At 51.3% G+C, this 228-nt stretch carries 1 protein-coding gene; it reads right to left on the bottom strand.

Annotated elements, in window-relative coordinates:
• On the bottom strand, nucleotides 1-228 hold a 228-nt coding region (locus S1OALGB6SA_RS08945), incomplete at both ends, for a hypothetical protein (protein WP_442789592.1).

Here is a 228-nt window from a genome sequence, read left to right as displayed (position 1 = left end):
AAAGGTGCTTACCACTCTATCTTCTATTCTATCTGCCGGCGTGATTTTCCGGATGGCATCTGCCACATAGACATTGCCGGATGAGTCCACAGTCACTCCGACGGGATTATTAAACTGTGCCGTGTTGCCGATGCCATTTGCAAAACCCTCTGTGCTGCCGGCAAAGGTGCTTACCACCCAGGCCATGCTTTCGGGAACCTTGCAGGATACCAAAAGGCTCATAAGAGC

Source organism: Olavius algarvensis spirochete endosymbiont (genome assembly GCA_900608495.1).
Taxonomy (GTDB): domain Bacteria; phylum Spirochaetota; class Spirochaetia; order DSM-2461; family DSM-2461; genus UBA2779.
Note: the sequence above shows the minus strand (reverse complement) of the source record. Positions and strands in the feature narration are given on the sequence as shown.